General features: G+C 62.5%; 22 protein-coding genes and 1 pseudogene. 8 read left to right on the plus strand and 15 right to left on the minus strand.

The features are described from left to right. Positions 1 to 283 precede the first annotated feature (283 nt). From GL279_RS14795 to cuyA, 9 genes are all read right to left on the minus strand, one after another. Positions 284 to 1306 (minus strand): YeiH family protein, encoded by a 1023-nt coding sequence (locus GL279_RS14795; protein WP_155065419.1) that lies wholly within the window; start codon positions 1304 to 1306, stop codon positions 284 to 286. Between the two features lie 19 nt (positions 1307 to 1325). After that, positions 1326 to 2090 carry an alpha/beta fold hydrolase gene (locus tag GL279_RS14800; protein WP_155065420.1) on the minus strand — a complete coding sequence of 255 codons (765 nt, stop codon included), beginning with the start codon at positions 2088 to 2090 and terminating at the stop codon, positions 1326 to 1328. Positions 2091 to 2093: 3 nt separating this feature from the next. After that, entirely contained in the window at positions 2094 to 3407 is a 1314-nt protein-coding gene (hisD, locus tag GL279_RS14805; RefSeq protein ID WP_155065454.1) for a histidinol dehydrogenase, read from the minus strand. Between the two features lie 47 nt (positions 3408 to 3454). After that, positions 3455 to 4138, minus strand: coding sequence for an ABC transporter permease subunit (locus GL279_RS14810; protein ID WP_343039824.1), 684 nt, complete (start codon positions 4136 to 4138; stop codon positions 3455 to 3457). A 191-nt stretch (positions 4139 to 4329) separates the two neighbouring features. Next, positions 4330 to 5115, minus strand: coding sequence for a taurine ABC transporter ATP-binding protein (locus GL279_RS14815; protein WP_155065422.1), 786 nt, complete (start codon positions 5113 to 5115; stop codon positions 4330 to 4332). 61 nt (positions 5116 to 5176) lie between these two features. Then, positions 5177 to 6166 (minus strand): taurine ABC transporter substrate-binding protein, encoded by a 990-nt coding sequence (gene tauA, locus GL279_RS14820; RefSeq protein WP_155065423.1) that lies wholly within the window; start codon positions 6164 to 6166, stop codon positions 5177 to 5179. Positions 6167 to 6207: 41 nt separating this feature from the next. Further along, complete coding sequence (gene cuyB, locus GL279_RS14825; RefSeq protein ID WP_155065424.1) at positions 6208 to 6951, minus strand: cysteate racemase; 744 nt, start codon at positions 6949 to 6951, stop codon at positions 6208 to 6210. After that, a complete protein-coding gene (locus GL279_RS14830) occupies positions 6948 to 8153 on the minus strand; it encodes a DegT/DnrJ/EryC1/StrS family aminotransferase (protein WP_155065425.1) in 1206 nt (401 codons plus the stop codon). The genes cuyB and GL279_RS14830 overlap by 4 nt, the downstream gene beginning before the upstream one ends. A gap of 3 nt (positions 8154 to 8156) precedes the next feature. Beyond that, on the minus strand, positions 8157 to 9185 hold the full coding sequence (gene cuyA, locus GL279_RS14835; RefSeq protein ID WP_155065426.1) for a D-cysteate sulfo-lyase: 1029 nt from the start codon (positions 9183 to 9185) through the stop codon (positions 8157 to 8159). A gap of 109 nt (positions 9186 to 9294) precedes the next feature. Between cuyA and GL279_RS14840 the strand changes: the two genes are divergently transcribed. Together GL279_RS14840 and GL279_RS19455 are read left to right on the plus strand one after the other, a co-directional pair. Continuing rightward, the gene (locus GL279_RS14840; protein WP_170293989.1) at positions 9295 to 10206 is read left to right on the plus strand and encodes a LysR family transcriptional regulator; all 912 of its coding nucleotides are present in this window, start codon (positions 9295 to 9297) and stop codon (positions 10204 to 10206) included. A 138-nt stretch (positions 10207 to 10344) separates the two neighbouring features. Then, positions 10345 to 11373 (plus strand): annotated as a pseudogene (locus GL279_RS19455) (bile acid:sodium symporter family protein); the annotation flags it as partial. A gap of 31 nt (positions 11374 to 11404) precedes the next feature. Here the strand turns inward: GL279_RS19455 and GL279_RS14850 are convergent. Beyond that, entirely contained in the window at positions 11405 to 12304 is a 900-nt protein-coding gene (locus GL279_RS14850; RefSeq protein ID WP_155065428.1) for a LysR family transcriptional regulator, read from the minus strand. 105 nt (positions 12305 to 12409) lie between these two features. Here GL279_RS14850 and GL279_RS14855 point away from each other — a divergent pair, with 105 nt between their 5' ends. Further along, entirely contained in the window at positions 12410 to 13642 is a 1233-nt protein-coding gene (locus GL279_RS14855; RefSeq protein WP_155065429.1) for an aminopeptidase P family protein, read from the plus strand. A gap of 131 nt (positions 13643 to 13773) precedes the next feature. After that, positions 13774 to 15102, plus strand: coding sequence for an MFS transporter (locus GL279_RS14860; RefSeq protein ID WP_155065430.1), 1329 nt, complete (start codon positions 13774 to 13776; stop codon positions 15100 to 15102). Between the two features lie 87 nt (positions 15103 to 15189). Here GL279_RS14860 and GL279_RS14865 read toward each other — a convergent pair whose 3' ends face one another. Beyond that, positions 15190 to 15894, minus strand: a complete 705-nt coding sequence (locus GL279_RS14865) for an FCD domain-containing protein (protein ID WP_155065431.1) — start codon at positions 15892 to 15894, stop codon at positions 15190 to 15192. A 185-nt stretch (positions 15895 to 16079) separates the two neighbouring features. Here GL279_RS14865 and GL279_RS14870 point away from each other — a divergent pair, with 185 nt between their 5' ends. Then, a complete protein-coding gene (locus GL279_RS14870) occupies positions 16080 to 17156 on the plus strand; it encodes an ABC transporter substrate-binding protein (RefSeq protein ID WP_155065432.1) in 1077 nt (358 codons plus the stop codon). Between the two features lie 104 nt (positions 17157 to 17260). Here GL279_RS14870 and GL279_RS14875 read toward each other — a convergent pair whose 3' ends face one another. The 4 genes from GL279_RS14875 to GL279_RS14890 form a co-directional block, all read right to left on the minus strand. Further along, positions 17261 to 17770 carry a DUF2478 domain-containing protein gene (locus GL279_RS14875; protein WP_114350878.1) on the minus strand — a complete coding sequence of 170 codons (510 nt, stop codon included), beginning with the start codon at positions 17768 to 17770 and terminating at the stop codon, positions 17261 to 17263. 85 nt (positions 17771 to 17855) lie between these two features. Then, positions 17856 to 18284 carry a pseudoazurin gene (locus GL279_RS14880; RefSeq protein WP_114350879.1) on the minus strand — a complete coding sequence of 143 codons (429 nt, stop codon included), beginning with the start codon at positions 18282 to 18284 and terminating at the stop codon, positions 17856 to 17858. Between the two features lie 106 nt (positions 18285 to 18390). Further along, complete coding sequence (locus GL279_RS14885; RefSeq protein WP_155065433.1) at positions 18391 to 21066, minus strand: molybdopterin-dependent oxidoreductase; 2676 nt, start codon at positions 21064 to 21066, stop codon at positions 18391 to 18393. A gap of 293 nt (positions 21067 to 21359) precedes the next feature. Further along, entirely contained in the window at positions 21360 to 22220 is an 861-nt protein-coding gene (locus GL279_RS14890; protein ID WP_170293990.1) for a LysR family transcriptional regulator, read from the minus strand. A gap of 101 nt (positions 22221 to 22321) precedes the next feature. Between GL279_RS14890 and GL279_RS14895 the strand changes: the two genes are divergently transcribed. The 3 genes from GL279_RS14895 to GL279_RS14905 are packed head-to-tail and all read left to right on the plus strand — an operon-like array spanning position 22322 to position 26384. Further along, positions 22322 to 23773 carry an aldehyde dehydrogenase family protein gene (locus GL279_RS14895; protein WP_114350659.1) on the plus strand — a complete coding sequence of 484 codons (1452 nt, stop codon included), beginning with the start codon at positions 22322 to 22324 and terminating at the stop codon, positions 23771 to 23773. After that, positions 23770 to 24783, plus strand: a complete 1014-nt coding sequence (locus tag GL279_RS14900; protein WP_155065434.1) for a membrane dipeptidase — start codon at positions 23770 to 23772, stop codon at positions 24781 to 24783. Before GL279_RS14895 ends, GL279_RS14900 begins: the two co-directional genes overlap by 4 nt. A 35-nt stretch (positions 24784 to 24818) precedes the next feature. Further along, on the plus strand, positions 24819 to 26384 hold the full coding sequence (locus tag GL279_RS14905; RefSeq protein ID WP_155065435.1) for a BCCT family transporter: 1566 nt from the start codon (positions 24819 to 24821) through the stop codon (positions 26382 to 26384). Positions 26385 to 26396: the final 12 nt, after the last annotated feature.

A 26396-nucleotide genomic window follows, 5' to 3' on the forward strand; every position in this document is an offset into this window, starting at 1 on the left:
CCGAAACGCAGGCCCGCGTCGGCTGCGCCAGCTGGAAAGCTACGCCGCCACGGGCCTGCTCAACCGCGCGCCAAAGGGGTCACTTTTGGGCGCCGATCGGGGGGGCCGTTTGGATGCCGATTGACAGACAACGGCACGGCGGGACTTGATGCCGAGCTGGCGGCGCTGGAAAGAAATCCCAACATTCACGGCGAAGGGTATCGAAGGCCGCAGAGCTTCGATTCACTGATCTATCGCAGGCGAGCCGCTGGACGGTAAAGATTTCCCTAATAACCAACCGACGTTACTTAAGGATATGTAAACCAACGACCACGAACAGGCTGAGGAAAACGGTCTCGGCGACAATCAATGCGATGGCGCCAAAGCCAACCTCGATCATGCGGGCGAGTGAAGTCTTGATGCCGACTGCGGCAATGGCGACCAGCAGCGCCCAACGGCTGAGCGCGCCAGAAAGGTCTGAGACGACCTGCGGGATTGCCCCAAACGAGTTCAGCGTGGCGAGCACCAGGAAGCCGACAACGAAGCCGGGCAGCAACGGGGGCCGCTCTCCATCGGAAACATCGGCAAGACCCATCTGCCGGATCGCGAGAGAAAAGCACAGCACCACGGGTGCCAGCATCGAAACGCGGATCAGCTTGACCAGCGTCGCCGTTTCGCCGGTTTCGGGTCCGATGGAGAAGCCTGCTCCCACCACTTGGGCCACATCATGGATGGTGCCGCCGAGGAAAACCCCCGAGTCTCGGGCATCGAAATGGAACAGTTGGGCAAGCATCGGATAGACGACCATGGCGATGGTCGACAACACCGTCACCGACAGCACCGTGAAGACCAGATCCCGCTCCGATTTCTCATGCCGAGGCAGAACCGCGGCGATGGCCATGGCAGCCGATGCGCCGCAGATCGCCACCAATCCTCCGGTCAACAACGCAAAACGCCAGCCACGACCGACGCAACGGGCTATCAGAAGGGCAAAGGCGATGGTCAGTATGACGCCCGCGACCACCAGCGCAATTGCGGCCGCCCCCAGGCCTGCCAGCATGTCGACACTGATTCTTGCGCCTAGGAGCGCTACACCGATCCGCAACACGGAACGGCTGGTGAAAGCGATGCCCGGTGCGGTCCGCGTGCCGTCATCCGCCAGAAAGTTCAGGGCCAACCCCAAGAGCAATGCCAGCAGCATTGCCGGAGTGCCGTAATGTTCGGAGAGGAATTGGGCAGCTACGGCGACCAGGAAGGAAACCGCAAAGCCTGGAAAGAACGATCGTGCGGCATCAAAGCCAGGAAGGCGCGAGGTCAGGAACGGCATGTCATATTTTGCGGTGCCCTCACAGCGCCGCCTCCGGGGATACTGGCATTGGATCACTCAGAAAATCGTCCAGCAATAGATTGAAGATCTCGGGTTTTTCCTGATGCACGTTGTGAGCGCTGCCAGGGATCACGGCCAACGCGGCTGCAGGGATGACGCGCCAAAGCATCTCCGGCTGCCGCCAACCATAGGAACGGTCCTGATCGCCCCAGAGCACAAGCGTAGGCGCCTTTATCCGAGCAAGTTGTTCACGCCCGTCCCAATTTTCCATTGCGGAAAGAGCGGCCAGCGCGGCCGGAGCTTTGACGCGCCCTGCAAGATCAACGCAGGAATTATAGGCGGGGGCGCTCGCACCCGCCAGAAACCAACTGGCAACGATGGGGCGAATGGCGGGTTCCACTCCTTCGATCTCGATACGTGCCTGCGAGGTGGCGATCGGTTCGAACCGATCCGGCAGGGTGCCGAGGGGTCCGGTCCCGTAAAGCACCAGCCGGCTGACGCGATGCGCGGCCCGGATGGCCATTTCCTGTGCGACCATTCCTCCCATCGAATGCCCGACCAGCATGAAAGGCCCGACGCCGCGGTTGTCGAGATATTCCAGGACGCCCCGCGCGAAATCGACGATGCGATCCGGGGCGATCTCCTCGTGGCGGCGGCCGAAGCCTGGCAGGTCCGGTGCGATTACCCGGAACCGATGCCGAAAGTGCTCGACCTGGTCTTTCCACTGAGCGGCACCGCCCAGATAGCCATGAATGAAGACGAGCGTGGGGTTCGAGCCGCCCATGGATCAACGGCCCGTTGCGACGTGCTGGTTCGCCTGACGTATCGCGGCGTATTTCTCGACCCGGATGTCGGCGGTTCGCGCATGGCCCTCCATACCCTCGAGCCGCGAGATCCGGGCCGTCGCTTCCGCCAGCGGAACCACCGATTCGGGGGCGGCACGCTGCCAGGTCACCAGTTTCATGTATTTATGCACCGACAGGCCGCCGGTATAGCGCGCCGCTCCCGAGGTAGGCAGGACATGGTTCGTGCCCGACGCCTTGTCGCCGAAAGCCACCGTGGTTTCCTCGCCAAGGAATAAGGAGCCGTAGCAGGACAGCCGTCCTAGCCACCAGTCGAGGTCCCGCGCCTGGACGTGCAGGTGCTCCGGCGCGATCCGGTCGGACAGCGCCGCCATCTCCTCGCGATTGTCACAAAGGAAAACCTCGGCATAGTCGCGCCATGCGGCGGCGGCGTTCCGGCCGTTCATCTCGGGCAGCGAGGCGATCAGCGCCGGCACCCGGGCCATGACCCTTTCGGCCAGCCCGCGGTCGTCGGTAATCAGCCAGACCGGGGAGTTGTAGCCATGCTCGGCCTGGCCGACCAAGTCCCAGGCGACGAATTCGGGATCGGCGCTGTCATCGGCCAGGATCATGCTGTCGGTGGGACCGGCGAACATGTCGATGCCGACCTGACCGAAAAGCAGCCGCTTGGCCTCGGCGACGAACTGGTTGCCGGGGCCGACAAGGATATCCGCGCTGGGTAAGCCGAAGAGCCCATTGGCCATGGCTGCCACGCCCTGCACGCCGCCCATCGCCAGAATGGTGTCGGCGCCGCAAAGATCGGCGGTATAGACGATGGCCGGATGCACGCCCTGGCCCCTTTGCGGCGGCGAGCAGGCGACAATGTGCCGGCATCCGGCAACCTTCGCGGTCGTCACCGTCATCATCGCCGACGCGATATGCGCATAGCGTCCGCCCGGCACATAGCAGCCGGCCGCGTTGCAAGGGATGGCGCGCTGGCCTGCGAACAGGCCCGGCCGCACCTCGATCTCGAAATCTCCGATGGTCGCTTTCTGGGCCTCAGCGAACTTGCGGATGTTCTCGTAGGCATAGCGGATGTCGTCCTTGAGCTGCGGGCTGACCTGCTCGCCGGCTGCGTCGATCTCGTCGCGGGTCAGGATCAGGTTGCCATCGTAGCCGTCAAACTTGTTGGCATAGCGACGCGCGGCATCCTCGCCCCCATCTTCGATATCGGTGAGGATAGAGCGGACCGTCTGTTCGATATCGCCGGCATCCGTGCTTGCGCCGCGCGCTGCGGTCTTGAGCTGAGTCACAGCCATCATGTGCTTCCTTCCGGTCGTTCTGTTCGTCTGATTGTCCGATTGCGCTACATCTTGCCCTTCCATGGCACGAGGCGACGCTCGAGAAAGCGCATCAGCATGTCGAAGGCATAGGCGATGGCTGCGATGACGAAGATGCCCATGATCACCGTCGAGGTTTGCAGGAACTGCGAGGCGCTCAGGACCATGTAGCCGATGCCCTTGGTCGCGGCGACCATCTCGGCTGCGACCAGCGTCGTCCAGCCGAAGCCGATGCCGATCCGCATGGCGGTCAGGATCTCGGGCATGGCCGAAGGCAGGATGATGTGGTGCATGACCTGCCAGCGCGTGGCCCCGAAGGAATAGGCAGCATGGATCTGCTCGATGGCGGCCGAACGGACGCCGGCCCGCGCGCCGAGCGCGATAGGGGCGAAAACCGACAGGAAGATCAGCAGCACCTTCGAGGTTTCGCCGATACCGAACCAGATGATCATCAGCGGCAGATAGGCCAGTGGTGGCACCGGGCGGTAGATCTCGATCGGTGGATCGAATATGCCGCGCATGATCGGGCTCATGCCCATCGCCAGCCCCAGCGGAATCCCGATGACGCATGCCAGCAGGAATGCGCCAAATACACGGGCGGTGGAGATCAGGATATGCTGCCAGAGCGGCGCGCCGGTATAGCCGTTGAACCAGACATCGATGAACTTCTGGACGATGGATTGCGGCGAGGGCACGAAGAGGGGTTTCACCAGTCCCGCAGCAGTAATGGCCCACCATATGAAAATCAGCGCTACGATGGTGGCAACACTCAACCAAGTGGTGTTGCCCTGGCCGGGGACGCCATAGGTTTCCCCAGGTCTTGTCGGTCGCGACCTGGCAAAGGCCGGGAAAACGCTGCCGCGCGGTTTGCGGTCATTCTGCGATATCGCGCTTTGATCGCTCATGCGGCCTGCTCCTCGTCGGCGAAGATGATGCGCAGCACCTCTTCGCGAAGCTCGATAAATTCGGGAGATGCCTTGACTTGACGGGCGGGCGTACCGTTCAGGAAGCGACGCGAGAAGGGTAAATCGAACCGATGTGCGATCCGGCCGGGACGCGGCGACATGACGATCAGCCTAGTGCCCATGAACAGCGCCTCCTCGACGCTGTGGGTGATCAGGAACACCGTTTTCCCGGTGCTCTTCCAGATATCCAGGATCAATTCCTGCGCGCGTTCGCGGGTCAGCGCGTCCAGCGCTCCCAGGGGTTCGTCCATCAGGAGAATCTTCGGATCACAAGTCAACGCACGAGCGATGCCGACGCGCTGTTGCATGCCGCCCGAAAGCGCATAGACTGGCGATTTCTCGAATCCCTTTAGGCCCAAAAGCGCAATGAACCGATCTGCGACCGCATAAGCAGTTGCCCCTTCACCACGGAGCTTCAACCCGAAGGCGACATTCTCGCGGACATTGAGCCAAGGTAGCAGGGCGTGCTTTTGAAACACGACCGAGCGGTCGGCGCCGGGGCCCGAGACTTCGGCCTCGTCCAGCATGATCTTGCCGGACGAGGGCGACAAAAAGCCTGCTATCAGATTAAGCAGTGTCGACTTGCCGCAGCCCGAAGCCCCCAAGGCCACGACGAAATCATGTTCTTCTACGGTGAGATCGATTTTGCTTAAAGCCTCGACCGGCGCCCTGCCGGACTGTGCCGGGTAGATGACCGAGGCTTCGCGTATTTCCAATGCCATTCTACTGCCTTCCTTTCGCCGCGATCTGGCCGGGCCGCGACCGCGGACTGGTTGGATGGATTTACTGCGCGCTCGTAAGGTATTCGGACGTCACGAAAGGGGTGTAATCGTCGCTCGCATTGTCGATGCGGCCGGCGGATTTAAGAAATTGCGCGGTGGATTTCAGCGCATCGGCGATGCCGCCGCCCAGCCATTCGGGCTTTGCCTGTTCCGCGATGGGCAGGAAGGAATAGCCTTCAAGGATGGCAGGCACCTGCGCCGGGTCTGCGCCGGTATAGGTGGCGATCACCTTGACCGGCTCGCTGTCGGCGGTCCAGCCAGCCTTGTTCTCCAGATACGCCTTGTTCGCGACATCGACGGTCTGGATGAAGCCGATTATCCCATCCTTATGTGCTGCGGCGAAATCCTTGTTCACCACCCAGGCGTCGAAGGTCGGATATCCCCAGGCGGCCGTCTCCTCAGCTCCAACCAGTCGCTTACCTGTCTTCAGGATCTGCTCCTGCACGGGCTGCCAGATGAAAGCCGCGTCGATGGCTTCCTGCTGCCAAGCAGCGGCGATCTGGTCGGGCGGCATCGACATGATGGTCACGTCGTTGCTGCCGAGCTGAGCGTGGTCCAACAAGCCCATCAGCGAGAAATGCGCGGTTGAGCCGACCGGAACCGCGATGCGCTTGCCCCTCAGATCCTCGATCTTCTCAATACCCGCGCCGTCCCGGACAATCAGGCTCTCGGCCGAGCCGATCACCTGTGCCAGCATGAACATTTCCAGGTCCACGCCCTGCGTCGCGGCAATCGCCATCGGTGACGAACCCAATTCAGCGATCTTGATGTCGCCCGAAGCCATGGCTGCGATCACGTCAGACCCCGAGGCGAATTTGCGCCATTCGACGTCCCAGCCGGTGGCTTCGGAGAACTTGCCTTCGGCGGCGGCGACCTGCATCGGTGTCGGATTGCCGAAATGGCCGATAACGATGGTTTCGGCACCGGCGGCGCCGGCCAGGCAGAGGATCACGATGCCAGCGGTCATGGAATTGCGAAGTTGTCCAAACATGTCTTGTTTCCCTGTCGTTGATTATGTCCATGGCGCGCCGCTCATGCTCCGGCATTCGCCGTCCCTTCACCTTTTTGCGGGCCGCTTGCCTCGCCAAAAGCAACGCCAATCATGGCCTCGACCAGCACGTCCAGCGTGTCTATCGTTTCAGCTTTTTCCGCCGCCGCATACGCGATCAGCGAAAACTCCGTGCAGGCGACCAACTGCACCCGCGCGCCCTGGGCGGCCAGATCGGCTGCGGCGGTCCCAAGGATCGTGGCGGCTGCATCCGAAGGCCCCGCGCTCTTGATGTCGCGGATCGCTCTCAACAGTGCAGGCTGGTCCGAGGGATAGGCCGCGCGGCCGCCATACCGTGCCAGTGCGGCATCGAAAATGCCGATCTGTTGCAGCGCTGGCGAACCCATCACCCCGACCGGCGCACCGTCGGAAGCTTTCGCCATCGCCTGTCGCGCTGCCAGATCGACCATGTCGATAAAGGGGATGGAGACGGCCTCGCGGATCACGGGCGCATAGTGATGCGCGGTATTGCAAGGCATCGCCAGCGCCCGGGCCCCGGCCCGCTCCAGTCCCCTTGCCATTTCGGCCAGCACCGGCCCCGGGTCTTCGCCCCGACCGTCGATCAGGCGGGCAATCCGCGACGGCACCTGCGGGTTCATGTCGACCAGCAGCGGAATGTGATCGGCATCGTCCTTGGCGGGCGTCGCCTCGATCAGGCGCAACATTAGCGCCACGGTAGCCTCCGGTCCCATGCCGCCCAGGATGCCAATGCGCCACGGCGTGCTCATGGCCGCTCCCTCACCAGATTATCGGCGCAAGATACGATGATCCTTGCGATATGGTCGCAATCCCCGAGGCCGAAGGTCAGCGGCAACCGCATGTCGAAAAGGCCGGCCAGAGTTGCATCGGTCCGAGGCAGCGCCTGCGGTTCGACATAGCGCCAACTCTGATGCGCCGAAGTGAAGCCTACCGGCTCCCGATCCCCGAACCATTTCAACTCGACCCCGAGCGCGGCCGCGTCGCGGACGAAGATGCGCGCCTCCTCTGGCGTGATGCCGGGCAGGCGGAACTGGATCGAACTGCCGACGAATTCCTCTTCGGACGGCCGGTTCGGCAGGACAATCCGGGCGCATTCCGCCAGCACGGCCGCCACCGCTTGATAGCGTTCGTTCCAGCGCCGCACCGCATCCTCGATGCGTGCCAGTTGCGGGCGCAGCAACGCGGCCCGCAGGTTGTCCATGCGGGCAGAGGTGTTCGGCATGTCCAGCCGCGCGTCACGAAACCAGGCATCGTCCGGTGCCGCCCCATGCCGGGCATAAAGCATGTAGGATCCCGACAGCAGGATCGCCCGCGCCATGAATGCCGGATCGTCCGAGACCAGCAGCCCGCCTTCGCCCGAATTCAGATGCTTGTAGGTCTGCGTGCTGAAGGCGCCGGCCAGCCCGAACGAGCCGCTGCGCCGCCCGCGCCACCGGGCACCCATGGTATGGGCGCAGTCCTCGATCAGCGGGATGTTTTCCGCTGCGCAAATGTCGCTCAGCCGGTCCATGTCGCAAAGATGGCCACGCATATGCGAGGCCATCACCGCTGCGGGCCGGTGGGCGGTGATACTGGCCTGCAGATCGTCGAGATCGAGACACAGGTTCTCGTCGATCTCGACGAGCACCGGACGCGCGCCGACGGCGACGATCGCGCCCGGGACCGGCGCCAGGGTGAAGGCATTGGTCAGCACGACATCGCCCGCCCCGATCCCTGCCGCGCGCAGCGCGATCCGCAGGGCCGCGCCGCCCGATGCGCAGGCAAGCGCATAGGCGCTGCCCTGCCAGGCGGCGGTTTCCCCTTCCAGCGCCGACACCTGCGAGACCTCATTCGGGGCGGTGTTGTAACGATGCAGCCGGCCCGTTCGCATGACCTCGACCGCTGCGGCGATCGCATCTTCGGGGATCGGTTCCTGCTGGGTGAAGCTGCGCGAAAAAGGCCGGATATCCATTGCTCAGGCGGCCTCGGAGCCGACGCGACGATCGGTAAAGTCGAAGGCGGCGCTATAGCCGAACAGAGCCGCAGCACCCCCGGTGTGCAGAAAGACCAGTCGCTCGCCCTTCTTGAAATGGCCCTTGCGGATCAGGTCGATCATGCCCGCCGCACCCTTGGCCGAATAGACCGGGTCCAGAAGGATGCCTTCGAGTTCCGCGAACATCGCGATAGCCTCCAGCCCGCTTTCCGTCGGGATACCGTAACCCTCGCCGACGTAATCACTGTTGGCGACGACATCCTCGCGGCGAACCGCCTCGGGCGCGCCGATCTTCAGCGCGGTGGCGCGGGCCAGATTGAACACATTCTCTTCCTGCTTGGGCTTTGGCGCGCGCACCCCGATCCCCAGCAGCGGGATCTGCGCGTTCATCGCTTTCAGACCGGTGATCAGTCCCGCCTGGGTACCTGCGCTGCCCGTAGCATGGACCAGATGGTCGATCACCAGGCCGCGATCATTCGCCTGTCCAACCAGTTCGAAGGCGCAGTTCACATATCCTAGCGCACCAGTGGTGTTGGAGCCGCCGCCCGGAATGGCATAGACCTTGCGGCCCTGGGCACGCATGCGGTCGGCCACCCTTTCCAACTCGGCATTCATGTCGAGTCCACCGGCGAAGCATTCTGTTGTCGCGCCGTGCAGGTGATCCAGCAACACGTTGCCGTTGTAGTTGTAGTTGTCGTCCTTGCTGCCGGTGCGATCCTCCAGAAGGATATGGCAGTCGAAGCCCAATTTGGCTGCGCAGGCCGCGGTCTGGCGGGCGTGGTTCGACTGGGTGGCGCCCTGCGTGATAACCGTGTCGGCGCCCAGTGCCTCGGCCTCCGCCATCAGAAACTCCAGTTTCCGGGTCTTGTTGCCGCCCGTCGACATGCCGGTGCAGTCGTCGCGCTTGATCCAGATTTCCGGTCCGCCCAGTTCCTTGCTTAGCCGGTCCATCCTTTCCAGCGGTGTCGGAAGGTGGGCCAGGGAGATCCGCGGGAAACGAGATAGCAGCATGGATGTCATCCTTGTTTAGAGCGCTTGATGCATGATCAATTGCAGAAAAACGCATTGCAAATGCGTAATGTGGCGCCTAAAATGCAAGTATCGTCTTTTGCGAGGAAGTATGCGGCTTGAATGGCTGGACGACATCCTTGCCGTGGCCGATACCGGATCCATGATTCGGGCGGCCGAACGGCGCTTCCTCACGCAATCGGCCTTTTCGCGCCGGTTGCGAATGATCGAAGAGCAGTTGGGAGTCGAGCTGTTCGACCGCAGCCGCAAGCCGGCCGAACTCAAGCGCTCGGTTCTCGAGCGCTGCGACGAGATGCGCGGCCTTGCGGAAAGTCTGCGCAGGCTGCGCAGCGATCTGGTGCGCGGTGACGGAGAGCAGACCCGCATCGTGATTGCTAGCCAGCACGCGATCACGACCGCCATTGCGCCGTTGCTAGTTCAGACGATCACCGAGCCCGCCCATGTCGACATTCGCCTGCGCTCGGCCAACCGCGAGGATTGCTATGCACTGCTGCTGACGCGGCAGGCGGATTTCATGCTATCCTATAGTAGCGAATGCCAGCCACTGATCTTCGACCCGGATTTCATCGAGACCTGTGTGCTGGGGCGCGAGCGGTTGATTCCGGTCTTTTCCAGTCGCCAGGCGGGGCTTCTTGAAGTAGCGCTGAACCGAAAAGAGGTGCCGGTCATTCTTTATCCGACCGATGTGTTCTTGGGCAAAGTGGTGCGGGACGAGATCTGGCCGGGCTTCGATCTCGACATGTTCAAGCCCCATGCTGAAACCGCGCTTACGCCGGCGGCGCTGCAATTCGCGCTGATTGGCAGCGCGCTTGCCTGGGTTCCGCGCTCTCTGGCTCTGCCGCATCTTCAGAAAGGAGATTTGCAGGACTGGAGCGAAACATTCGGCTTCTCCGAACTCTTGCTAAGTCTCGCTCGACTGAATGGTTCTCGCAGGTCACATGCTGAAATAGCCTGGAACGATCTCGCTGCGAAAGGTTCGCATCTGTTGGACCCTTTGGACTGAGCCCTTCGTCCAGCGCGCCTGTCGCCGGACATGACATGGCTGGAGATCGGGCAGCCACACAGCATTTCCGGCGCAAAGCTTAATCGCTGTCCGTTCATGCGCGAAGACTTGACCTCCGGTGCTTGATCGCATGGCGCGATGGCACTCGTGCCTGACCACCCAGACCAATTTGCAGACCAATGTGAAGAAGCTTCAGAACCTTGCCCGACGTCGCAACAGCGGCATTGTACAGGAAAGGTCGTAGCCTTGAAGAAAACCGATCCCTTTTTGCTGCTGATGATCGGCGCAGTCGCGCTGGCGACCGTCATGCCGGCTACCGGGGCTGCTGCCGGCCTTGTGGAGACGCTCGGCACGTCGGCCGTGGCGCTGCTTTTCTTTTTGCACGGCGCTGCACTGTCGCCGCGCACTATCCTGGATGGGCTCAAGCGATGGAAGTTGCATCTGTTCATTCTGACGACAACATTTGCGGTCTTCCCTTTGCTGGTTCTGCCGCTGAGATTGCTGCCCAGCTCGATCCTCCCTCCGGATCTGGCGCTCGGGTTCGTCTATCTGGGCGTGTTGCCCTCGGCCGTGTCATCCTCGATCGCCTATACTGCCATGGCCAAGGGCAACGTGCCGGCCGCCGTATGCAATTCCGCCGGATCGAACGTATTCGGGCTTTTGCTGACGCCGCTGCTGATGAGCATGTTGATCGGTTCGGCGACCAGCGAGGCGACGGATCTTGGCCAGACTCTGGCGGACGTGTGCCTGCAGCTTCTTCTGCCCTTCGGCCTGGGCCAGCTTGCCCATCGCTGGCTGGGTGGACCGTTGCAGCGCAACAGCCGATGGTTGTCGGACTATGACCAGTGGGTGATCGTTCTGATCATCTATTCCGCGTTCTCTCAGTCCGTCACGGCAGGGCTTTGGCAGGTATTGCCGATTAGCGGATTGCTGTTGGCAGGGGCATTGTGCCTGGTGCTGCTTCTTGCGGTGATCGGCTTTACCATGACCGGGGCGCGCAGGCTGGGCCTGTCGCGCGCGGACGAGATTACGGCGGTTTTCTGCGGCTCGAAGAAAAGCCTGGCTTCCGGCTTGCCGCTGGCGCAGGTGCTGTTCGCGGGCGCCGCAGGTTTTGGCATGATCGTTCTGCCGATCATGCTTTACAACCAGATCCAGATCATGGTGGGCGCGGCGCTATGCAAGCCGCGGCCTAGGCGCTTCAGGCCTGCGTGCGCGCGTCTTCGATCCATGACAGGAAGGTCTGCCTGGCCTTGCGGCGGCCTGCGTCGCGGGGCGTCAGGTTGGACTGGGTCAGGTAATAATCGAACTCATCCAGAACCGAGATATCCGACAGTTGAACCAGGTGCCCGGCGGCGAGATCGGGCTGGATCATCGCCAGCGAACACAGTGCGACGCCTTGCCCGGCCAGCGCCGCAGCGCGCAGCAGGTTGAAATCCTCGAAGATGCTGCCCGGCAAGCGCGTCGGTGCCGACAGACCGGCGCGGGCAAACCAGGTCTTCCAACCGGAAAGATCGGTGTCATGCAGAAGCCCCAGTTCCAGAAGCCGCTCGGCCGAGGCCTCGGTCGGGCCGGGCCCGACCAGGGCGCGGCTCGCCACCGGCACGCTGCATCCCGACAGGAAGGGATGGGACAGGATGCCTTCACCGACGGGCTGTGCGTCGGCGAACGTGAAGGCCACATCCGTCGAGGTGAAGTCGATCTCGTGGCCGTGATGGGCATAGATCACGCGCAGCTGGATGTCGGGATGCAGGGCCCGGAACGCGGGCAGGCGCGGGATCAGCCAGCAGATGGCCACCGAGGGAATGGCCGCGACCACCAGCGCGCCCTCTGACGAGGCCGGGCGGGCCCGGCGGCAGGCCGCATCGATGCCGTCAAAGGCCATGGTCAGGTCGCGCGCCAGAGCGACGGCGCGCGGCAGCAACTTTGGCGACCGGCCCCTGCGATCGAACAGCGGCGCTCCAAGCCATTGTTCCAGATGCTTGATCTGGTGGCTGACCGCCGACTGGGTGACGTGCAGATCCTCGGCGGCGGCCTGAAAGCTGCCGGTCCGAGCGACGGCATCGAATGCGCGCAAGGCATTGAGCGGCGGTTGCGACATGAAGGTCTTTCATGAGAAAATCTAAATGCAGGTTTATAAATGATCCTTTGACCGGTGCAAGTATCGCCGGCATTTTCGAGGAAATCTTGTACGAGGAGGAATGAGATGACCGAACGCGAAAGACTTCAGGACTATGTCGGCAACGGGCGCAAGGCCAAGGGCACCTTCTCGGATGCCGAGATGCAGCGCCGTCTGGACGACATCCGCAAATATATGGCCGCCAACAAGATCGACGCGGCGCTGTTCACCAGCTATCACAACATCAACTACTATGCCGATTTCATGTTCTGCCAGTTCGGACGGCGCTATGGCTTTTTCGTCGATCACCAGCACGCCACCTCGATCAGTGCCGGCATCGACGGCGGCCAGCCCTGGCGGCGCACCTTTGGCGGCAAGAACCTGACCTATACCGACTGGCAAAAGGACAACTACTTTCACGCCATTCGCCAGATCATCGGCGGCGCCAAGCGGATCGGCATCGAATTCGACCACGTCAACCTGGACACTCTGGCGCTGTTGAAATCCGAATTCCCCGGCGTCGAATTCGTTGATATTGCCGCCCCGGCCATGCGGCTGCGCATGGTGAAATCCGCCGAGGAAATCGCCCATATCACCGAAATGGCCCGGATCGCCGACATCGGCGGCGCGGCCTGCGTCGAAGCCGCCGCCGTGGGTGTTCCGGAGCACGAGGTCGCGCTGCATTCCACCGCCACCATGGTGCGCGAGATCGCGAAATCCTGGCCCGAGGGCGAGCTGATGGACACCTGGACCTGGTTCCAGTCCGGCATCAACACCGACGGCGCCCACAACCCGGTCACGGCACGCAAGATCGAAGCCGGCGACATCCTGTCCCTGAACTGCTTCCCGATGGTCGCGGGCTATTACGTCGCGCTGGAGCGCACGCTCTTTGCCGAACATGCCAGCGACGAACACCTGCGGCTGTGGGAAATCAACTGCAAGGTCCACGACCGCGGCAAGGAGCTGCTGGTCCCCGGCGCGAAATGCGCCGACATCGCCGCCGAGCTGAACGAGATCTATGCCGCCGAGAACCTGCTGCAATATCGCAGCTTCGGCTATGGTCACAGCTTCGGCGTCCTCAGCCACTATTACGGCCGCGAGGCCGGGCTGGAGCTGCGCGAGGACTGCGACACCGTGCTGGAACCCGGCATGGTCGTCTCGATGGAGCCGATGATCACCATCCCCGACCACCTGCCCGGCGCCGGCGGCTATCGCGAACACGACATCCTGGTGATCGAGGAGACCGGCAACCGCAACATCACCGGCTTCCCCTACGGCCCCGACCACCTGATCGTCAAAGGCAAGGCCAAGGCGGCCTGATCCAACGACCGGCGGGGCCACAGGCTCCGCCGGTTCCGCTTTTGCCAGTCCGCAAAAGCTGTCCGGCCGACCGGGAGGATCGCGCCGTTGACGATGATCGTCCCCATCATCGGTTCCCATGGGAGGAGACCATGACCACCATGACCATCCCCGCCGCGGCGGGTTCGGACCGCGCAACCGACGCCCAGGCCAGCCCGGCCGTCCTGCGCAAGGTTCTGACCGCCAGTTTCATCGGCAATTTCGTCGAATGGTTCGACTATGCCTCCTATGGCTATTTCGCCACCGTGATCGCCGCGGTCTTCTTCCCCGAGATCGCGCCGCAGGCCGCCTTGCTGGCGACCTTCGCGGTCTTTGCGATCTCCTTCGTGATCCGCCCCATCGGCGGCATCGTCTGGGGCAGCATCGGCGACCGCATCGGCCGCAAGACCGCGCTGTCCTGGTCGATCCTGATCATGTCCGGGGCCACGACCGTCATCGCGCTGCTGCCGTCCTATCACCAGATCGGCATGCTGGCGCCGGTGCTGCTGCTGATCGTGCGCATGGTGCAGGGCTTTTCCGCCTCGGGCGAATATGCCGGGGCGACGTCCTTCCTGGCCGAATATGCGCCGCCCGCGAAACGCGGCTTTTATACCAGCATGGTGCCCGCCAGCACGGCCGCCGGTCTTCTGGCCGGATCGCTGATGTCGGCGCTGCTGTTTTCGCAGCTGGAGACCGCGCAACTGCATGGCTGGGGCTGGCGGCTGCCGTTCCTGCTGGCCTTTCCGCTGGGCCTGGTCGGGCTCTATATCCGGCTGAAGCTCGAGGACACGCCGAAGTTCCGCGAGCTGGAAGCAAAGCACCATGTCGAAGCGACGCCGATCAAGGAGCTGTTCACCACCTATCGCAAGCAGATCATCCGCGCCTTTGCCGTCACCTGCCTGAACGCCGTCGGCTTCTATCTGATCCTCAGCTACATGCCGACCTATCTCATCACCGAAATGGGCATGGAGGAAAGCGCCTCGTTCCTGGCCAACAGCATCGCGCTTTTTGCCTATATCTTCCTGATCTTCCTGATGGGCCTGCTGTCGGATCGTTTCGGGCGCAAGACGGCGCTGATCGCGGCCTCGGTGCTGTTCATCGTCCTGACCGTGCCGCTGTTCGGCATGCTGGAGGGCGCCAGCTTCGCGATGATCGTGCTGATCCAGGTGATTTTCGGGGCGCTCCTGACCGTGAACGACGGCACGCTGCCCTGCTTCCTGACCGAGATCTTTCCGACCCGGGTGCGCTATTCCGGCTTTGCCTTCAGCTTCAATACCGCCAATGCGCTGTTCGGCGGCACGGCGCCCTTCGTCGCCACCTGGCTGATCTCGGCCACCGGCAGCAAGACCGCCCCGGCCTGGTATCTGGTCGCAGCCGCGGCCGTCGCCCTGGTCGCCATGCTGGCCGCGCGCGAAACCGCCGGCAAGCCGCTGGAGGAATGACGGCGACGAAGCGTCCGACGATCAATCTCTGAGAAGCGAGAGCCGGCCACGTGGGGTCGGCTTTTTGCATTCGCGGAACCGGCGGCGTTATCGGTTGATGACGCCCGGTCGATTGCAGGCCCGCGCAGGCAGGAAGGCCGCGGCAATGTCTTCCAGATGCAGTTGCATCGCGTCAAAAGCGGCATCTCCATCCCCCGCGGCTATCACCTCGACGATCCGCTGATGCTGATCGCTGTGGCTGGTCTGAAACGTCGCTGGCGCCAATCCGCGATAGCTGCGTTCCCAATCGCGTTGCCACGCGGCATGGCGACGGGCCGATGACAGCCACGCCATCGTGCCCGCGATGGCTGGACTGCGTGTCATCCGTGCGATCGCATTGTGAAAGGCGCTGTCGGCTTGCTCGCATTCGGCAAATCGCTGTGCGCGGCGCCCCCCGTCAACCAGCAGGTGCAGCTCCCTGATATCCGCCTCGTCGCGGCGTGTTGCTGCCTCCCTAGCTATGGCAGGTTCCAGAACAACGCGCGCCCGCAGCAGATCGCCTGCCGATACCTCGGCTGGAAGCGTGGCAGAATGCAGCGACAGTGCGCGGGGTGGGGGACCGACAAAGGTGCCCTGTCCGACATGGCGCCAGATCAGCCCTTGGCGCTGCAAGCGCGCAAGTCCTGCGCGCAAAGTCTGCCTGCTGCAGCCGATGTGCTGCGCCAGTGCGCGCTCGGGCGGCAGGCGGTCACCGATCTGCAAGTTCTCAAGCAGGCAAAGAAGCGCAGAACCGACATCAGCTTGATGCACCACGATGCTCCCTTGCCCAAAGGCGATAGTCTCGATTTCTGATCACATTAGTTTCTCTTATTTCATCTTGAGCAAAGCTCCTTTGACACCGTGCCCAACCCGGGCTTTTCTTCTCGGAAAAAAGGAACAATTCGCCACGCCGGCATTGGTCGGGCGGATGATAATCACATCCAACACGGGAAATCATCATGAAAAGAACTCTCATCCTTGGCACTGCGCTGGCCATGACAGCAACCGCCGCAATGGCCGAACAGATCACGGTGATGTCATGGGGTGGCACCTATAGCCAAAGCCAGGTGGAAGCCTATCAAAAGCCCTTTACCGCGGAGACCGGCATTGGCGTCCTGTCGCTTGACAGCGACAATCCGGCCATTCCGCTCAAGGCGCAGGTCGAGGCAGGCAATGTCACGACCGACGTGGCGGATATCGAATATGCCGATGCCATTCGCCTGTGCGATGAGGGGCTGCTGGAACGGATCGACCCGGCCATTCTGCCTTCCGCCCCCGACGGCACGCCCGCGACCGAGGATTTCCTGCCGCAGGGGCTGAGCGATTGCGCGGTGGGCTCGATCGTCTTTTCGACCATCTACGCCTATGACCGCAGCCGCTATGGCGACAACCCGCCCAAGACCATCGCCGATTTCTTCGATGCGGAAAAGTTTCCCGGCAAGCGCGGCCTGAAAAAGGCGCCCAAGGCGTTATTGGAGATGGCGTTGATGGGCGACGGCGTTCCGGCGGATCAGGTCTATGAGGCGCTGGCCACGCCAGAGGGGCTCGACCGCGCCTTCGCCAAGCTGGATACGATCAAGCGGGACGTGGTCTGGTGGGAGTCGGGCGCCCAGGCACCCCAGCTTCTGGCAGACGGAGAGGTGGTGATGACCACCGCCTATAATGGACGCATCTTCAACGCCGCTGTCTCCGAGGGCCGGCCGTTCGAGATCGTCTGGGATGGCCAAGTTTATGAATACAACCTGTTCGCCATTCCCAAAGGCGCACCGCACAAGGATGCCGCGCTGAAGTTCATTTCCTTTGCGACCAGCACGCAGCGGTTGGCCGATCAGGCAAAGTGGATCAGCTACGGTCCGGCGCGCAAATCTTCTGCTCCGCTGGTCGGGCTTTATCAGGACGGCAAGACGGAAATGGCCCCGAACATGCCAACGAATCCCGACAATATGAAGAATGCGCTGGGATCGTCCTATGATTTCTGGGCGGATCATGAGGCCGAATTGTCGGAACGCTTCAGTGCGTGGCTTGCGGCCAGCTAAGCGTTTCGGTCCTGGCGTAACCAGAACTGACCGGTCCCCCTGGGAAGCCGGTCAGTGCGTTCGCACATCCCTGGAAGGGGGATGCAGCGCCCCCCGTTTCCCCCTTATACGCATTCTGCGATTGCGATCTTGCACCAGTTCATAACTGCCGCTTCCTCGGGTTGCAGTTGAACCGCCATGCCCGAGGAAAACGTCTCGAAGCTGGCAAGATTAAGGCCGTTGACGCCAAGCAGAACCGGGATACCTCGCGACAGCGCCTCGGCGATAAGAGGTGCGAGTCCGCGGCCGTCGGCCTCCTGCTTGCCAAACTTGTTGACGATCATGAATTGGGCGTGCGGCAGGGCCGCCGCGGTTCCGACAACGGCCCGTTCCAGTGCATCGGCATCCAGTCGGCAGCCGCGCGCCAGATTGCCGCGATCTTCGCTGATGCGCAGGACCGGCCCGTCGGGCAGGACCAACACGTCCATGTCGCATCGCACCCGGTCGCTGCGCTCGATATTGGTCTGTACCGTGCCGGCAAGACGCAAGCCTTGCGCCCGCAGGCGCGCGGCGATCACTGCCAGAAATCGATCATTGGCACCGCGCCCGGGTAGGCTCACATATGCAAACTGCATGGAGGTTTCCTCTCCTTTGTGCCCTGGAGAGATGCCAAGGCCATCCGGTCGGCTTTGCCGACCGTGCCAAGATTGGAAATATCGCTCAATGCACTTCACTCAGGATCTTCTCGAAGGTCTTCTTGGCCTTTCCGGGCATCTTGGCTTCAAGGAAATCGGCGGGCGCCTCGGCGCCATCGACCTGAATCACCATCACCATGCCCATGCCCAGATGCGGCTTGCATTTCACGCCGATCATGCCGGGCGCGGTCAGTTGGACGTCGATCTCCTCGTTCAGCTTGCCCTCGAACGGCTCCTGCCCTTCGGGAACCATGCCTTTGATGGTTTCAGCATTGTGCCCCTTGTCGACCGCGATGAACTTGACGGTATCGCCGGTTTTCGCCGCGATGAAGTGGGGCTCAAAAACCATCGCGCCGGCCTCGCCCTTGTTCAACATCTTGACTTCATAGGTCTCGGAAAAGGCCGGAAGCGATACCAGCGACAGCAGCGCGGCGGAAAGCAGTGCATATTTCATGACTTGTCCTTTCATGTGATTCCCCGACCGGAAAGCAAGATTAGTGCCACAGGATCGCGGCTTCTTTCGCGGTGGGCCGGTGGCATGTCATGCTGCCAGCTCGCAATCATTTCTTCGGCGCGTCCGAAGCGTTTTCCATCAGGAATTGCGTTACCAGCGCCGCCTCGTTCTCGTCCAGACCAGCGCGAGGGAACATGGATGGGGTGATCCCCTTCCATTGGTTCTGGGTAAAGTGGGACACTTCACGGGGTCCATGGCATACCGTGCAGCGCTCATAGAAGATTTTTTCACCCTCGGTCGCGTCTGCGAGCAGCGCTTCCATGATCGTTGCGACACGGTCAAGACCAAGAACTTCCTCGTCGATGGCAGCGACCTCGTAATCCTCGATGATCTCTGGCTTTTCATAGGCGCGGTTCGGCCCTTCGGCGTCCTCGCACTTGCGCATCCGGCACAGAACGGTGTTTGCAGTCGTTGCCTGCGACAAGCCCGAAGACCTCTGTGTCGAGGTCAGGAAGTTCACCAGGCCGGAGTTGCATCGCCCCTTGCTGTCCAGCGAAGGCCAGCAGCCTTCATAGACCGATACCACGCCCGGCCGGATGTCGTCGGACAGGACCGCACCCACGATGATGCTGCCGCGGTCGTTGAACATCTCGACCAGATCACCATCGGCGATTCCGCGCTTTTCGGCATCCTGACGGTTGATCCGCACCGGCTCGCGTCCCTGGATCTTGTAGAGATCGCGCAGGCGGGCAGACTGGTCCATCTGGCTGTGCAGCCGATACCACGGATGCGGACTGACGACGTGGACCTGATCCTCCTCGGCATTGCCCAGATACTCGTGCTTTTCCATCCAGATCGGATAGCCGGGGCAGTCGTCCAGGTTGAAGCCGGCGATTTCCTCGCAATACATTTCAATCTTGCCGGATGCGGTATGCAGAGGATTGGCGGCCGGATCTTTGTAGAACTCGCCGTGGCGGGTCCAGCGCCGGGCCTCGACAGGGGCGGGTTGGCGTGCATAGCCCTTGGTCCAGAACTCGTCGAACGGCGTTTCCTTGGCAGCGGCCGACCTCTCATAGGCGGCCTGAATATGGTCGATCAGCTCCAGCCCGTCGGTGAACTGCTGCCAGATGCCCATCTTGTCGGCCAGACCTTCGAAGATGTGATAGTCCGAGCGGCTTTCTCCCACCGGCTCGATCACCTGCTTCATGGCAAAGATCTTGTCGTTGGAATAGGTGCCGCCGACGCTGATGTCGTCGCGTTCCAGCGTCGAGGCTGCCGGCAGCACAATATCGGCCCAACGGGTCGCAGCGGTCCACCATACGTCGATGCTAAAGACGTGCTCGACCTTAGTAAGGGCACGGATCAGCCGATTGGTGTCCTGCTGGTGGCTCATGAAGTTGTTGCCGGCGTTGAAGACGATCTTGATGTCTGGATAGGTGCCTTCGTTGCCGTTGTAGGTAAATTTCTCGCCCGGGTGTTCCAGCATCTCGGTGATGCGGCTGGCCGGGCAGATGTTCTTGACCCAGTTGCGGCCCTGCGACAAGCCGGTGGGGGTGGACTTGCCCGATTGCGGCATCCCGCCGCCCCCGTAATGCCAGGAAAACCCTACGCCTTGGCCAGGCTTGCCGATCTTGCCGGTCAGCGCGGCAAAGTTCACGATGGCCCAATGGGTCATTTCGCCATGCTGAGCGCGTTGCAGCGACCAGGCACCGGCGATCTGGGTTTTTGATACGGCCAGCAGCTCGGCCAGTTCGCGGATCTTGCTCGCGTCGATCTCGGTAATGGCGGCAGCCCATTCCGGCGTCTTCGGCACGCCGTCGGTATTGCCTTTGATATAGGCGATCCACTTGTCGGCCCCAACCGTATATTTGTTCATATATTCTTTGTCTTCCAGGCCCTTTTCCAAGACGTGGAACGCCATGGCGCTGAACAGGGCGACATCGGTATTGGGCACGATGCTGATCCATTCGGCGTCCAGATAGTCGTCCGACGCCGTACGCTGCGGGTTGATCGAGATGAAACGGCAGCCGTTGTCGCGGATCTCGCCCCAGGGTGCATAGATCTGGTGGTCGGCCACGGTGTATTCGATACGGTTGTTCTTGATCGGGTCGCAGCCGACCAGTACGAAGACCTCGGTATTGTCTCGGATCACCTCCCAAGCAGTCTGTGCGGAGTAGACCTCCATGTCGCCGATCACGCGCGGCAGGCAGATCTGCGAGGCGCCGGCCGACCAGTCGCCCTGAGTGATCGTGCAGCCCCCAATCAGGTTGAGGAACCGCCCCTGCATCACGTTAGGGCGGAAGTTGCCGGCATTGGCCCAGCCGCCATAAGAGGAGCTGAAAATCGCCTGGTTGCCGTATTCGGACGCGGTGTCCAGTAGTGCCTTGGCCATCAGGCTGTAAGCGGTGTCCCAGTCCACGCGGACATAAGGTTCCTTGCCGCGCAATTGGGGTTTGATGTCACCTGTCTGCCAGTTGTCCAGATAGGATTTGCGGACCATCGGATATTCGATGCGTGAGGCGTCATAGGTACGATCCGCCACACCGAAAAGAAGCATCTCGTTGGGCTGTCCGTCCAACTCGGGAATGGCGTTCACCCCGATGAGCTTGCCGTCCTTCACAACGGCATTGAACGGGCCGTAATGGGTGGCGTGGAAAATTCGGTCCGGGAACGAGTTTGGGTCGATCGAGGCAAGTGCTCTGGTTCCGAAAAGGCCCACCGCACCAATCGCTGCAACGCCACCCTGTAGGAACGCCCGCCGCGTGGGTTGGAAAACAGTCATAACGACCTCCGACTCGCTTGCTTCTATCGATATCGCATATTGACCTGATATCTGATGAAGACGTTGATCTGCATCAAAGGACCTGCGGAAAGGCTGAAGCAGACGGCTGCAATGCAAGAGCGGCGATCATTGAATAGTTACGCCGAAATTTTTCGGCCTCGTAGCCGCTGCCTTTGTTCCGTTTCGGAAACCACGTTACTTCGTCTCACCGAACAGCGCTTTCGCTATAGGTTCATGACTGAGCCAAAGCTGGTTGGGTTGTCAGCCCGGTAATCTGGTCGAGGCCTCTATGTTCAGAGCGTTTCCGTCAGCGTAGGCAGGCTCTGCCAAAACGCCTCAACCGCCGGGGTTGCAGGCCTCCTTATCTGGCGGATTTTCAGCAAGTGACGAAATGCTTCGGGATCTGCAGGCTGGAAAAACGCCAAGGCATCCTCGTGGGCGCGCATGGCGCTTTCAGGCAGGATGGTCGCACCCAGCCCCGCCTGGACAAAGGCCAGCAGCGCGGTGGTATTGCGCGATTCCAGCACCGATGAGATCAGGTGCCTCTCCACGACCGGGCTTTTGACCATGCCACACAGCGGGTTGATGATCGTCGGCTCCAGGTCCAGCAGCGACCAACTGGGAGGTTCCTGCCTGGCGGCGCGGGCGATCGGGCCGTCTGCCCGGCAAACGATGCCCAACGGCGTGCGCTCGATCAGCGCGCCCTCGGTGGCATTCTCCGGCGCGGCCGAGACGATGCCGATGTCGGCTTCGTCATATTCAAGACGCCGGCGGACAGTGGCGCTGTCGACATCGTTGATTTCAAGCCGCACGTCGGGTCGCTCGCGCCGGAAGCGCAGGATTACCTTCGGCAACAGGCTGATCGTCGCCGAAGGCACGGCAACAATGCGAACCGACCCGCCGGTCGAGGTCGCATAGCGCCGGATCGCCCGCACGCTGCGGTCATAGGCATCGTTGGCCCGCTGGCTTTCCTCGAGCACCAGAACACCCAGCGGTGTCAGACGGTTCTTGCGCCCGGCCTCGAACAGCGCGCCGCCGACCTCCTGTTCCAGTTGCAGCAGCATCATCGACACCGCCGAGGGCGTCCGGCCCAGGGCATCGGCGGCGCGCGCCAGCGATCCCTGTTCGGCGGTGGTCTGGAACACCCGCAGCATTTCAAGCTTCATTTCAATTCACCTGAATTTTTATTCAGAACTTCAAGATTGTCTGAAGCAATAGCCGCTTTTACAGCAGTTGCAAAGCAAGGAGAGCCGCCATGACCCAGAATCAGCATCTTCATATCGCGGGCCGCTGGCAGTCCGGCATCTCGACGGTCGAGAATCGCAACCCGTCGGACCTGTCGGACCTGATCGGCCATTACGACCAAGCAAGCGCCGAGCAGCTGGATCAGGCGCTGGAGGCGGCGCGGGCGGCCCAGCCTGTCTGGTTGGCGGCCGGCATCCAGAAACGCCATGACGTGCTGATGGCCATCGGCACCGAACTGATGGCCCGCGCCGGAGAAATCGGCCGCATCATCGCGCGCGAGGAGGGCAAGCCACTGGCCGAGGGCAAAGGCGAGACCTATCGCGCCGGCCAGTTCTTTACCTATTACGCGGCGGAATGTCTGCGCAATCAGGGCGATCTGGCCGAAAGCGTGCGCCCCGGCGTCGAGATCGATGTGCGCCGCGAGCCGGTGGGCGTGGTGGCGATTGTCAGCCCGTGGAATTTCCCGGTGGCGACGCCCGCCTGGAAAATCGCCCCGGCGCTGGCCTTTGGCAATGCCGTGGTCTGGAAGCCCGCCAACCTGACCCCCGCCAGTGCCGTGGCGCTGGCCGAAATCATCGCGCGGCAGGACATTCCGCCGGGCCTGTTCAACCTGGTGCTGGGTTCGGGTCGCGAGGTCGGGCAGCGGCTGGTCGAAAGCCCCAAGGTCGATGCAATCAGCTTTACCGGCTCGGTCGGCGTCGGGCGCGGCATCGCGGCCTCGGCCGTGGCCAATATGACCAAGGTGCAGATGGAGATGGGGTCGAAAAATCCCATGCTCATCATGGAGGATTGCGATCTGGATCTGGCCGTCGCCCATGCCGCCAATGCGGCCTTTGGCGGCACCGGGCAGAAATGCACCGCCGCCAGCCGGCTGATCGTGCATTCCGCCATCCATGACCAGTTTGCCGAACGTCTGGTTGCGGCCGCCAAGGCGTTCAAGGTCGGCCACGCGCTGGAGGACGGCACCCAGATCGGGCCGGTGGTCAGCGAAGGCCAGCTTGCCCAGAACCTTGCGTATGTCGAAAAGGGCCGATCCGAGGGCGCCGAACTGCTCTGCGGCGGCGACCGGCTGGACCGGCCGACCCAGGGCTATTTCATGGCCCCCGCCGTGCTGGCCGGAACCCGCAATGACATGACCGTAAACCGCGAGGAAATGTTCGCCCCGATCAGCTGCCTGATCAAGGCCGACAGCTATGCAGAAGCGCTGGCGATCGCCAATGACAGCCCATTCGGGCTGACCGCCGGCATCATGACCCGCAGCCTGTCGCGCGCCAGCCACTTTCGCGCCAATATGCGGGCGGGCTGCGTCATGGTGAACCTGCCCACCGCCGGCACCGACTACCACGTTCCGTTCGGCGGGCGTGGCGCGTCCAGCTTTGGCTCGCGCGAACAGGGGCGCTATGCGGCCGAGTTCTACACTTCGGTCAAGACCGCCTATGTCGCAGCGGGGGCGCCGGAATGACGCCGCTGATCGACGGGCTGCAATACGCCAACTGGTCGGAAAAGATCTTTCGCCAGATGCGCGCCGGCGGCGTGGATGCGGTGCATGTCACCATCACCTATCACGAGACCTTCCGCGAGACGGTGCAGGTGATCGAGCGCTGGAACCGCTGGTTCGAGCTGCACCCCGACCTGATCTTTCAGGGCCGCACCGCCGCCGATGTGCAGCGTGCCCGCGACACCGGCCGCACCGCGATCTTTTTCGGCTCGCAGAACCCGTCCTGCATCGAGGACGACATCGGCCTCGTTGAGGTGCTGCACACGCTGGGCCTGCGCTTCATGCAGCTGACCTACAACAACCAGTCGCTGCTGGCCTCGGGCTGTTACGAGGCGACCGACAGTGGCCTGACCCGGATGGGCCGCGCCGTGGTGGCCGAGATGAACCGCGTCGGTGTGGTGGTGGACATGAGCCATTCCGCCGAACGCTCGACGCTCGAGGCGATCGAACATTCGACGCGGCCGATCACCATCAGCCACGCCAACCTGCATAGCTGGCACCCGGCGCTGCGCAACAAGTCGGATCAGCTTCTGCGCGCGCTTGGCGAATCCGGCGGTTTCCTGGGGCTGTCGGTCTATCCGCATCACTTGCGGGGCGGCAGCGCTTGCACGCTTCAGGACTGGTGCGACATGGTGGCGCGCGCGATTGATCTGGTCGGTCCGGGCCAGGTCGGCATCGGCACCGACCTGTGCCAGGACCAGCCCGACAGCATCGTCGAATGGATGCGCAGCGGACGCTGGACCAAGACGGTGGACTACGGCGAAGGCAGCGCCGATGCGCCGGGCTTTCCGCCGATGCCGTCGTGGTTCCGCGACAACCGCGATTTCGGCAGCCTGCGCGACGGGCTGGCCGCTGCCGGGCTGGACCCCGCCACCATCGACGGAGTGATGGGCGGCAACTGGCTGGAATTCTTCAGGATCAGCTTTGGCCCCGCGCATGTGGCCGGGCCGCAGGCACAGCGGGTCGCCGGCTAGCGCCGCACCCATTTCGACGTTCAGGGAGGAACGACATGGCCGATATTTCGATAACCGGGGCGAAGGGTACCCTGAGCAGGGTCAACAAGCCCCTGTTCGCCCTGTCGGGAGGGTTCATCCTGCTGTTCTGCCTTTATGCGCTGGTGGACATCGACGGATTGTCGGTGCTGGTGGACGCGGGCTTTGCGTTCTCGGCGCGGTATTTCGGGCTTTACTGGCAGATCCTGCTGCTGGCGACATTCCTCATCAGCCTGGTGCTCTGTGTGCTTCCCGGCGGGCGGGTCAGGCTGGGCGGCATGTCCATGCCCGAGTTCAAGACCTTCAACTGGGCCTCAATGATCATGTGCACGCTGCTTGCGGGCGGCGGGGTGTTCTGGGCGGCGGGAGAACCCATCGCGCATTTCCTGTCCACGCCGCCGCTGTTCGGCGCGGCGCCGGCCGACATGCAGGCCCGCGCCAATATCGCCATGGCGCAGGCTTTCCTGCACTGGGGCTTTCTGGCCTGGGCGATCCTCGGCTCTCTGACCAGTATCATGCTGATGCATTATCACTACGACAAGGGCCTGCCCTTGGCGCCGCGCACGCTGCTTTATCCGGTGTTCGGCGACCGGGCGATCAACGGCCCGATCGGGCTGATCGCCGATGCCACCTGCATCATCGCCGTGGTCGCGGGCACCGTCGGACCCATCGGCTTTTTGGGCCTGCAGATGTCCTATGGCCTGAACGCCCTGACCGGCATCCCCGACAGTTTCACGACGCAGGCCGTGGTCATCATGGCGCTGGTCGCGGTCTATACCGTCTCGGCGGTGTCGGGGCTGGACCGGGGCATCCAGATCCTGTCCAGCTTCAACGTCGTGCTGGCGCTTGGCCTGCTGGTATTCCTGCTGGTCTTCGGGCCGACCTCGGCGATGCTCACCAGCTTTTTCGGCGGCATGGGTGTCTATTTTCAGAACTTCTTCCAGATGGCGATGTATCGCGGCGAGGCGGGCGCCTTTGGCGATCCGGGCTGGCTGGGCTGGTGGACGGTGTTCTTCTGGGGCTGGTTCATGGGCTATGGCCCGCTAATGGCGATCTTCATCGCCCGCGTCAGCCGCGGCCGCTCGATCCGGCAGATCGTCATCATGCTGTCGATTGCCGCGCCGCTGATCACCAACTTCTGGTTCACCATCATCGGCGGCTCGGGGATCTCGTTCGAGATGGCGGCGCCTGACACCATCGCCGGCCCGTTCGAGGGCTTCAACCTGCCCGCCGCGCTGCTGGCGATCACCAGCGTCATGCCGGCCGGGTTCATCCTGTCGATCCTGTTCCTGATCCTGACCATGATCTTTGTCGCCACGACCAGCGACTCGATGAGCTATGTCATCGCGGCCTCGATGTCGAATGGCGAACCCTCGGTGGCCCTACGCGCCTTCTGGGGCATCGCCATGGGGGTGATGGCGCTGATCCTGATCTCGACCGGCTCGGGCGGTATCGGCAAGCTGCAAAGCTTTATCGTGGTGACGGCGGTGCCGGTGTCGATCATCCTGCTGCCGTCGCTCTGGGACGCGCTACGCATCACCCTGATGCTGGGCCGGCAATCCACCGAACGCAAGTCGAGCTGACCGTCAATGATG

Origin of the sequence: Paracoccus limosus, assembly GCF_009711185.1 — a bacterium.
GTDB classification, from domain to species: domain Bacteria; phylum Pseudomonadota; class Alphaproteobacteria; order Rhodobacterales; family Rhodobacteraceae; genus Paracoccus; species Paracoccus limosus.

Excerpts from the sequence above, each read along its gene's own strand:
- GL279_RS14795 (WP_155065419.1), bottom strand. The coding sequence starts at position 1,306 with ATGCCGTTCCTGACCTCGCGCCTTCCTGGCTTTGATGCCGCACGATCG.
- GL279_RS14800 (WP_155065420.1), bottom strand. The coding sequence starts at position 2,090 with ATGGGCGGCTCGAACCCCACGCTCGTCTTCATTCATGGCTATCTGGGC.
- hisD (WP_155065454.1), bottom strand. The coding sequence starts at position 3,407 with ATGGCTGTGACTCAGCTCAAGACCGCAGCGCGCGGCGCAAGCACGGAT.
- GL279_RS14815 (WP_155065422.1), bottom strand. The coding sequence starts at position 5,115 with ATGGCATTGGAAATACGCGAAGCCTCGGTCATCTACCCGGCACAGTCC.
- tauA (WP_155065423.1), bottom strand. The coding sequence starts at position 6,166 with ATGTTTGGACAACTTCGCAATTCCATGACCGCTGGCATCGTGATCCTC.
- cuyB (WP_155065424.1), bottom strand. The coding sequence starts at position 6,951 with ATGAGCACGCCGTGGCGCATTGGCATCCTGGGCGGCATGGGACCGGAG.
- GL279_RS14830 (WP_155065425.1), bottom strand. The coding sequence starts at position 8,153 with ATGGATATCCGGCCTTTTTCGCGCAGCTTCACCCAGCAGGAACCGATC.
- cuyA (WP_155065426.1), bottom strand. The coding sequence starts at position 9,185 with ATGCTGCTATCTCGTTTCCCGCGGATCTCCCTGGCCCACCTTCCGACA.
- GL279_RS14840 (WP_170293989.1), top strand. The coding sequence starts at position 9,295 with ATGCGGCTTGAATGGCTGGACGACATCCTTGCCGTGGCCGATACCGGA.
- GL279_RS14850 (WP_155065428.1), bottom strand. The coding sequence starts at position 12,304 with ATGTCGCAACCGCCGCTCAATGCCTTGCGCGCATTCGATGCCGTCGCT.
- GL279_RS14855 (WP_155065429.1), top strand. The coding sequence starts at position 12,410 with ATGACCGAACGCGAAAGACTTCAGGACTATGTCGGCAACGGGCGCAAG.
- GL279_RS14860 (WP_155065430.1), top strand. The coding sequence starts at position 13,774 with ATGACCACCATGACCATCCCCGCCGCGGCGGGTTCGGACCGCGCAACC.
- GL279_RS14870 (WP_155065432.1), top strand. The coding sequence starts at position 16,080 with ATGAAAAGAACTCTCATCCTTGGCACTGCGCTGGCCATGACAGCAACC.
- GL279_RS14875 (WP_114350878.1), bottom strand. The coding sequence starts at position 17,770 with ATGCAGTTTGCATATGTGAGCCTACCCGGGCGCGGTGCCAATGATCGA.
- GL279_RS14880 (WP_114350879.1), bottom strand. The coding sequence starts at position 18,284 with ATGAAATATGCACTGCTTTCCGCCGCGCTGCTGTCGCTGGTATCGCTT.
- GL279_RS14885 (WP_155065433.1), bottom strand. The coding sequence starts at position 21,066 with ATGACTGTTTTCCAACCCACGCGGCGGGCGTTCCTACAGGGTGGCGTT.
- GL279_RS14890 (WP_170293990.1), bottom strand. The coding sequence starts at position 22,220 with ATGCTGCGGGTGTTCCAGACCACCGCCGAACAGGGATCGCTGGCGCGC.
- GL279_RS14895 (WP_114350659.1), top strand. The coding sequence starts at position 22,322 with ATGACCCAGAATCAGCATCTTCATATCGCGGGCCGCTGGCAGTCCGGC.
- GL279_RS14900 (WP_155065434.1), top strand. The coding sequence starts at position 23,770 with ATGACGCCGCTGATCGACGGGCTGCAATACGCCAACTGGTCGGAAAAG.
- GL279_RS14905 (WP_155065435.1), top strand. The coding sequence starts at position 24,819 with ATGGCCGATATTTCGATAACCGGGGCGAAGGGTACCCTGAGCAGGGTC.